The sequence below is a fragment of the Peterkaempfera griseoplana genome, from assembly GCF_001418575.1.
Taxonomy (GTDB): domain Bacteria; phylum Actinomycetota; class Actinomycetes; order Streptomycetales; family Streptomycetaceae; genus Peterkaempfera; species Peterkaempfera griseoplana.
This window is the reverse complement of sequence record NZ_LIQR01000124.1, coordinates 22429-29298: the sequence shown is the minus strand read 5'-3', so window position 1 is coordinate 29298 and position 6870 is coordinate 22429. Positions and strand designations below refer to the sequence as shown.

Sequence of the window (6870 nt, the reverse complement as noted above, 5' to 3'; positions counted from 1 at the left end):
CCGGTGCGGTAGGCGTCCAGCAGATGCCGTACGGCCGGGCTGTCCAGGTTGAGGTAGAGCCTGGCCCTGACGGAGCCGTCGGTACGGGCGGTGAAGGCCCGGGCGAGGCGCAGCGCGGCCCCGGGGATCCGGGCGTCGGCGCGGTCGTCCTCGATCCGCTGCTTGAGCTCGGCCTCCCGGTCCGGGACCAGGACCAGCGGCAGTTCCGCGGGGGCGAAGCGGGCCGGGGTCAGCTGCTCGCCGTCGTCGGCGAGGGCCGCGGAGAGCCAGGCGGCCTCGTCGGCGGCGAGCGGCCGGCCGGCGTCGCGGAAGAGCGCCCGGTTGCCGTCCTCGCTGCCCAGCTCGACCACCCGGCAGCCGCGCAGCTGCCCGTNNCGCCGCCGGCGGCGCGCAGCGCACCCGCGGTGAGGTCGCCCTGGGAGGTGGGGACGGGCACGTCGTCGGCGAGCAGGGTGAACAGCCGGTCGTCGCAGAGGGCCGCGCCCAGCAGTTCCTGGCCGTGGCGGGCCAGGATGCGGCGCCAGGCGGCGGGATGCAGCCTGGCCGTCTCGTAGAGGCCGTCGACGATCGCGTCGGCGAGGGCGGACTGCACCGCCCGGTAGTGGTCGTCGCGCTGGAGGTCCTCGCGGCTGGCGGTGGGGGTGAGGCGGGTGGACTCCACGACGCCGCCGATGAACCCCGCCCAGCGGGGCAGCAGGTCGCGGGCGTCCTCGCAGAGCAGCATGCCGCGCAGATAGACGGCCAGGTCCCGGTTGTCGCTGGAGCCGTAGGTGGCGCCGTCCTGGACCCAGAGCAGTCCGGTGGCGTCGGAGTCGCCGCGCGGCGCGACCGGGAAGGCGGCCAGCGGCTCGAAGCGGCGGCCGAAGCGGGCGGCGAACCCCATCCGGGCGGAGTGGAGGTCCTCGGGCGCGGGGTCGGCGCGCCAGGGGACGGGGACCGCGTTCAGCGGTTCGGGGTCGTCGCCGAGGTGGACCGGGACGGGCAGCAGGACGCAGTAGCGGGTGAGGACGTCGCGCAGCACCTCCTCGTCGGCGATCCGGGCGTGCTCGCTCTTCAGGCGCAGCTCGACCAGGGTGCCGGGGGCGCGGGCGGGGACGGGCTCCACGCTGTACTGCTCACCGCCGACGGAGCGGTAGCGGTGGCCCTGGCCGGGCTCGCGGTGCGAGGTGGTGGTGACGGTGACCTCGTCGGCGACGGCGAAGGCGGAGAGGAAGCCCAGCCCGAAGGCGCCGATCAGCTCGTCGCTGCCGGTGACCTCGCGCAGCAGCCGGGTGTAGCCGGTGCCCACGGTCGCCAGGTAGGCGTGGATCTCGGGCTCGGTGAGCCCGGCGCCGTCGTCCTCGACGGAGACGGTGCCGCGGACGGTGTCACCGCGGACGGTGATCCGGCCGCCGCTTCGCCGGCCCGGGTCCTCCAGGCGGCGGCGGGTGATGGAGTCGTGGCCGTTCTGCACGAGTTCGCGCAGGGCGACCAGAGGGGTGGAGTACAGGTGCGACGCGAGCACCGTGACAAGGCCGCCGAGGTCCACCTCGGTGGCACGCAGGCCCTGGGACATGGGGTCACAGTCTGCCAGGTACGACAATCGGGTGACCAGCGGATTCGGGACCGCGCCGGGAGGTGCCCGCGGACGTGTGCCGCGGACGGAGGCAGCGTCAGAAAAGTCCACCCTTGCTGGTTTTGACCACTGCTTGTGACGCTATCGAGGGAATTGGCAAGCGGTGCACGGTTCCTGGGCCGCCCCGTGGTGAACCCTGGTGGTGCGACGCCCGGAAGCGGCGGGGATCGGGGCGGCCACCCCGGCCCGCCGGCGCCATCGACCATCGACCGTCACTGTCACCGTCACCGTCACAGCAGAGGGAGATCGCGTGTCCCGCATCCGCGCACTCACAGCGCTCGCCGTCCTCGCCGCCTTCGCCGTCGCCGGCGTGGGCACCGCCCAGGCCGCAGGCTCGTCGCACACCGGCAAATCCTCCAACGGCAGCGTCGTGGTCAGCACCGGCTCCGGCAACCTGGTCGGCCGGGTCCACGGCAACGCCAACGCCTCGCAGCAGACCGCGACCGGCACCCGCGGCTCCAGCCAGAACAACACCTCTGCCACTGCGGGCCACTCCGGCAAGCTCAGCGCGCTCCAGGGCAACGGCAACCTCGACGACTTCTTCTACAACCCCGCCGCACCGCACTGAGAACACCGCCGTGAACAAGGGGGCGCGCCGGATCACCGGTGCGCCCCCACAGTTCCGTCCCCGCCCGGCAGCGGGGCCTGAGGTCAGGCGGCCTCCGAGACGTCGGCCGCGCCCAGAGCGGCGGCCTGGCCCGGGATCTCGGCCGCGGCCGGGGAGTCCGCACCGCCGCCCAGGTCGTGCCGCACCACCACGAAGGCGTCCAGCGCCGGGTCGTAGTGGTCGTGGTGCGGCAGCCCCGTCAGCTGCGTCTCGTGATGCGCCCTGGCGGACGCCTTGGCGGCCGGAGCGTCACCGGGGTACCTGGCCACCACCGTGCCTCCGCCCGGCGGGCAGAGTCGGCAGCAGGAGGTGTCGGCGGTGACGGAGGCCATGGTCGTGCTCCTTCTCGGTGTCGTACGGGACGGCCGGACCGGTGACGGCGGTTTCCGCCGGCCCGGGTTCGCGGTCCGCCCGCGGCACCCGACGGCATCCTGTACTGAGCGTGCAGCGTACAGAAGACTGCCCCGGCGGAGGGAGCGATCCGCCGGTGGGCACGCGAACGGCCGAACGGCGCCCGGAGCGGTCCCGTACCGGAACGGCCGCCCGGGCGCACCCCCGGAGAGTGACCGGAATCACTTGTGCGCGGATCGAGCGGACCGCTGCCGGGCCCGGCCAGCCGCCCCAGCGGGGGGACGGCCGCGGTGCACACTCGTACGGTGGACCAGCCCCCGGACGACCCGCCGACGGACGACCCGCCGACGGACGACCCACTGACGGACGACCCACCGTCCGGCGACCCAACGCTGGACGACCCAGCGCTGGACGACCCGCCGCCCGCACACGCCGAACCGCACCGGGCGGGCGATCTGGGCACCCGGCTGAACTGGCTGCGCGCCGCCGTCCTCGGCGCCAACGACGGCGTGGTCTCCACCGCCGGACTGGTGGTCGGCGTCGCCGGGGCCACCGACTCCCGGGCGGCGCTGCTCACCGCGGGCCTGGCCGGGCTGCTCGCCGGCTCGCTGTCGATGGCCGCCGGCGAGTACGTCTCGGTGAGCACCCAGCGCGACTCGGAGCAGGCCGCGCTGGAGGTGGAGTGCCGGGAACTGGCCCAGGAGCCCGAGGCGGAGCTGGCGGAACTGACCGCGATGTACCGGGCCAAGGGCCTCACCGAGGAACTCGCCCGGGCCGTGGCCGTCCAGCTGACCAGGCACGACGCCCTGGGCGCCCACGCCGAGACGGAGCTGGGCATCGACCCCGAGGAGCTCACCGACCCCTGGCACGCCGCCCTGGCCAGCTTTGCGGCCTTCACCGTCGGTGCGCTGCTGCCGCTGCTGGCGATCGTGCTGCCGCCCCCGGCCACCCGGCTGTGGATCACCGTCGCCTCGGTACTGGCGGCGCTGGCCGCCTGCGGCTGGGCCGGCGCCAGGATGGGCGGCGCCCGGCCGCGGCCCGCCGTACTGCGCAACATGGCCGGCGGCGGCCTCGCCATGGCCGTGACCTACGGGGCGGGCACCCTGCTGGGAGCCGCCGGGGTCTGACCGTCGCCGGCCGCGGTCTCCGGCCGGCTGCGGTCGGCGACCCGCAGGAGTGCCGCGATCTCGTCGGCCGACAGCTCCGCGCCGTACACCGTGGTGCCGGGCTGGTGCTTGCGGCCGCCCTGGCGCAGGAAGCCGGCGTCCACCGGGTCGAAGCCCATGTCCCGGATCAGTCCGGCCACCACGGCCTTGGCCTCCTCGTCCGCGCCGGAGACCGGGATGCCCAGCCGCCCGGGGTCGCCCTTGGGGAGGCCGCGGTCCCGCAGGGTCTGCCAGTGGATCGCGTTGAACGCCTTGACCACGTCGGCGCCGCCCAGATGGTCCCGGATGCGCTCGCTGGAGGTCACCACGCCCGAGTCCAGTTCGGGGTCGATGCCGTCCCGCTCCGGGTAGTAGTTGCAGGTGTCGACCACGATCTTGCCCTCCATGCCCCCGGTGGGCAGCTCCCGGTACCGCCCGTAGGGAATGGCGACCACCACCACCTCGCCGAAGTCCACCGCCTCCTGGACGGTGACCGCGCGGAGACCGCCGCCCACCTCCGACACCAGCTCCCGCAGGGACTCCGGTCCCCGGGTGTTGCTGACCACCACGTCGTGCCCGATCCTGACGAGCAGCCCGGCCAGCGTGCCACCGATGTGCCCGGCCCCGATGATCCCGATCCGCATGTGCGTTCCTCTCCTGGTCGGCCTGTGCTGCCCTCTCCCCCGGCCGCTGGCGGTGCCCCTCCGGGCGGCGGCCAAACCCGCCGCCGCGACCGCCGCCCGACCGGCCCACCGGCCTCGCGGACCGCGCCGCCGTGGGTGACCGTGGACGGGCCGCACCCGCACGAGACGCTGGAGCACTCCATGTCCGACCACACCTACCGGGTGACCGAGATCGTCGGCTCCTCGCACGAGGGAGTCGACGCCGCCGTACGCAACGCCGTCGCCCGGGCCTCCGAGACCCTGCGCCACCTGGACTGGTTCGAGGTGGTCCAGGTGCGGGGGCACATCGAGAACGGCCGGATCGAGCACTACCAGGTCGGTGTCAAGGTCGGCTTCCGCCTGGAGGAGGGCGACTCGGCCGGCGGCTGACCGCCCCCGCGGGGCCGAACGGCCGGGCCGGCAGCCGCCGGGAACGCCGGACAGCCCCGCCCGGCCGGGCGCACCGCAGGGGGGCGGGGAGTCGCGCGACCGGCGCGCCACCGGGGTGGCGGTCGTTCACGCGGCCCCCCGCGCCCCCGGGCGGGCCCGGCCGGGCGGGGCTGCTGCGGTTCGGCGGTACGGACGGTGTACGGACGCCCCGCGGTCTCGTCCCGCGGGTACGCGCCCCGCACCCCGGCCCAGGCGCCGCACTACGCCGTGCGGTGCCAGGCCGGCTGGGCGGGGACGGACCAGGCGCCCGCCGGCTCCCGCGCGGCCGCGGCCCAGGCCGCGCGCCGGGGCCCGGCGGGGGGCAGGGTGCCCGCCTGGGGGCGGGACAGCAGCACGGCGGCGACCACGGCCAGTTCCTCGGGTGTGGGGCTGCCCCGCTCGACACGGAACAGCACCGGCGCCGCCGCGCTCACTGGGGCTGGTTCCCGTGCTTGCGGCTGGGCAGCGGCGCCGCCTTGGTCCGCAGCATGGCCAGTGCGCCGATCAGCCTGGACCGGGTGTCCGCGGGGTCGATGACGTCGTCCACCAGGCCCCGCTCCGCGGCGTAGTAGGGGTGCATCAGCTCGTCCTTGTACTGCTTGACCAGCCGTTCCCGGGTCACCTCCGGCTCGTCGGAGGCCGCGATCTGCCGGCGGAAGACCACATTGGCGGCGCCCTCGGCGCCCATCACCGCGATCTCGTTGGTGGGCCAGGCCAGTGCGAGGTCGGTGCCGATGGAGCGGGAGTCCATCACGATGTAGGCGCCGCCGTAGGCCTTGCGCAGCACCACCGAGACCCTGGGCACGGTGGCGTTGCAGTACGCGTACAGCAGCTTGGCGCCGTGCCGGATGACACCGCCGTGCTCCTGGTCCACGCCGGGCAGGAAGCCGGGGACGTCGACCAGGGTGACCAGCGGGATGTTGAAGGCGTCGCAGAGCTGGACGAAGCGGGCGGCCTTCTCCGAGGCGTGGATGTCCAGCACCCCGGCCAGCACGGCCGGCTGGTTGGCCACGATCCCCGTGACCTGCCCGCCGAGCCGGGTCAGCGCACAGATGACGTTGCCCGCCCAGTTCTCGTGGACCTCGAAGAACTCGCCGTCGTCGCAGATCTCGCGGAGCACCGCCCGCATGTCGTAGGCCCGGCCGGGGTCGGCCGGCACCAGCTGGAGCAGCGCGTCGCAGCGCCGGTCGACCGGGTCGGCGGCGGGTTCGGCGGGCGGCAGCTCGCGGTTGTTGGCGGGCAGCAGCGACAGCAGGTAGCGCAGGTCGAGCAGGCAGCTCTCCTCGTCGTCGTAGGCGGCGTGGGCCGCCCCGGAGACGGAGGCGTGGACGTCGGCGCCGCCCAGGCCGTTCTGGGTGATCGCCTCTCCGGTGACGGCCTGGACCACGTCCGGTCCGGTGATGAACATCTGCGAGGTGCCGCGCACCATCAGCACGAAGTCGGTGAGCGCCGGGGAGTAGGCCGCGCCGCCGGCGCAGGGGCCGAGCATCACCGAGATCTGCGGGATCACCCCGGAGTTGCGGACGTTGCGGCTGAAGATCCCCCCGTAGCCGGCGAGCGCGGTGACGCCCTCCTGGATACGGGCGCCGGCGCCGTCGCAGAGGCCCACGATGGGGCAGCCGGTGGCGGCGGCCATGTCCATGATCTTCTGGATCTTCTGGGCGTGGGCCTCGCCCAGCGCCCCGCCGAAGATCCGGAAGTCATGGGCGTAGACGAAGACCTGGCGGCCGTCCACCAGGCCCCAGCCGGTGACCACCCCGTCGGTGTGGGGGCGCTTGTGCTCCAGGCCGAAGCCGGTCGCCCGGTGCCTGCGCAGCCCCTCGACCTCGGTGAAGGTGCCCGGGTCGAAGAGCAGGTCGATGCGCTCACGGGCTGTCAGCTTCCCCTTGGCGTGCTGGGCCTCGGTGGCCCGCTCGCCGGGGCCGCGCAGCACCTCTGCGCGCAGTTCTGCGAGCTCTGCGGCCCGCTCGGCGGTGCCCGGGGGCGTGGCGAGGTCGAGCTCGGCCTCGTGCTCCAGGAGCAGTGCCGCGGGGCTGTCGTCCATGATGGTCATCTGCGTCC

Annotated in this window: 8 protein-coding genes; 3 read left to right on the top strand and 5 right to left on the bottom strand. The window is 74.7% G+C overall.

What is annotated here, in order from left to right; all coding sequences use genetic code 11:
* Positions 1 to 375 precede the first annotated feature (375 nt).
* Positions 376 to 1555, bottom strand: a 1180-nt coding sequence (locus AOK09_RS10705; protein ID WP_245687228.1) for an ATP-binding protein, incomplete at its 3' end; no start/stop codon positions are given.
* A 310-nt stretch (positions 1556 to 1865) separates the two neighbouring features.
* Between AOK09_RS10705 and AOK09_RS10700 the strand changes: the two genes are divergently transcribed.
* A complete protein-coding gene (locus AOK09_RS10700) occupies positions 1866 to 2183 on the top strand; it encodes a hypothetical protein (RefSeq protein WP_055586910.1) in 318 nt (105 codons plus the stop codon).
* A gap of 83 nt (positions 2184 to 2266) precedes the next feature.
* On the opposite strand, the gene AOK09_RS10695 is transcribed toward AOK09_RS10700, so the two are convergent.
* Positions 2267 to 2554, bottom strand: a complete 288-nt coding sequence (locus AOK09_RS10695) for a hypothetical protein (protein ID WP_055586909.1) — start codon at positions 2552 to 2554, stop codon at positions 2267 to 2269.
* A 426-nt stretch (positions 2555 to 2980) separates the two neighbouring features.
* Here AOK09_RS10695 and AOK09_RS10690 point away from each other — a divergent pair, with 426 nt between their 5' ends.
* Positions 2981 to 3700: a VIT1/CCC1 transporter family protein gene (locus tag AOK09_RS10690; protein ID WP_055586914.1), complete on the top strand. Its 720-nt coding sequence runs from the start codon at positions 2981 to 2983 to the stop codon at positions 3698 to 3700.
* On the opposite strand, the gene AOK09_RS10685 is transcribed toward AOK09_RS10690, so the two are convergent.
* The gene (locus AOK09_RS10685) at positions 3661 to 4362 is read right to left on the bottom strand and encodes an NADPH-dependent F420 reductase (RefSeq protein WP_055586908.1); all 702 of its coding nucleotides are present in this window, start codon (positions 4360 to 4362) and stop codon (positions 3661 to 3663) included. The two genes, AOK09_RS10690 and AOK09_RS10685, sit on opposite strands and share 40 nt — an antisense overlap.
* 180 nt (positions 4363 to 4542) lie before the next feature.
* On the opposite strand from AOK09_RS10685, the gene AOK09_RS10680 reads away from it, so the two are divergent.
* Entirely contained in the window at positions 4543 to 4770 is a 228-nt protein-coding gene (locus AOK09_RS10680; protein ID WP_055586913.1) for a dodecin, read from the top strand.
* A gap of 260 nt (positions 4771 to 5030) precedes the next feature.
* On the opposite strand, the gene AOK09_RS10675 is transcribed toward AOK09_RS10680, so the two are convergent.
* Positions 5031 to 5243: an acyl-CoA carboxylase epsilon subunit gene (locus AOK09_RS10675; RefSeq protein WP_055586907.1), complete on the bottom strand. Its 213-nt coding sequence runs from the start codon at positions 5241 to 5243 to the stop codon at positions 5031 to 5033.
* A complete protein-coding gene (locus AOK09_RS10670) occupies positions 5240 to 6862 on the bottom strand; it encodes an acyl-CoA carboxylase subunit beta (protein ID WP_079062927.1) in 1623 nt (540 codons plus the stop codon). Before AOK09_RS10670 ends, AOK09_RS10675 begins: the two co-directional genes overlap by 4 nt.
* Between the last annotated feature and the right edge of the window lie 8 nt (positions 6863 to 6870).

Excerpts from the sequence above, each read along its gene's own strand:
- AOK09_RS10695 (WP_055586909.1), bottom strand. The coding sequence starts at position 2,554 with ATGGCCTCCGTCACCGCCGACACCTCCTGCTGCCGACTCTGCCCGCCG.
- AOK09_RS10685 (WP_055586908.1), bottom strand. The coding sequence starts at position 4,362 with ATGCGGATCGGGATCATCGGGGCCGGGCACATCGGTGGCACGCTGGCC.
- AOK09_RS10680 (WP_055586913.1), top strand. The coding sequence starts at position 4,543 with ATGTCCGACCACACCTACCGGGTGACCGAGATCGTCGGCTCCTCGCAC.
- AOK09_RS10670 (WP_079062927.1), bottom strand. The coding sequence starts at position 6,862 with ATGACCATCATGGACGACAGCCCCGCGGCACTGCTCCTGGAGCACGAG.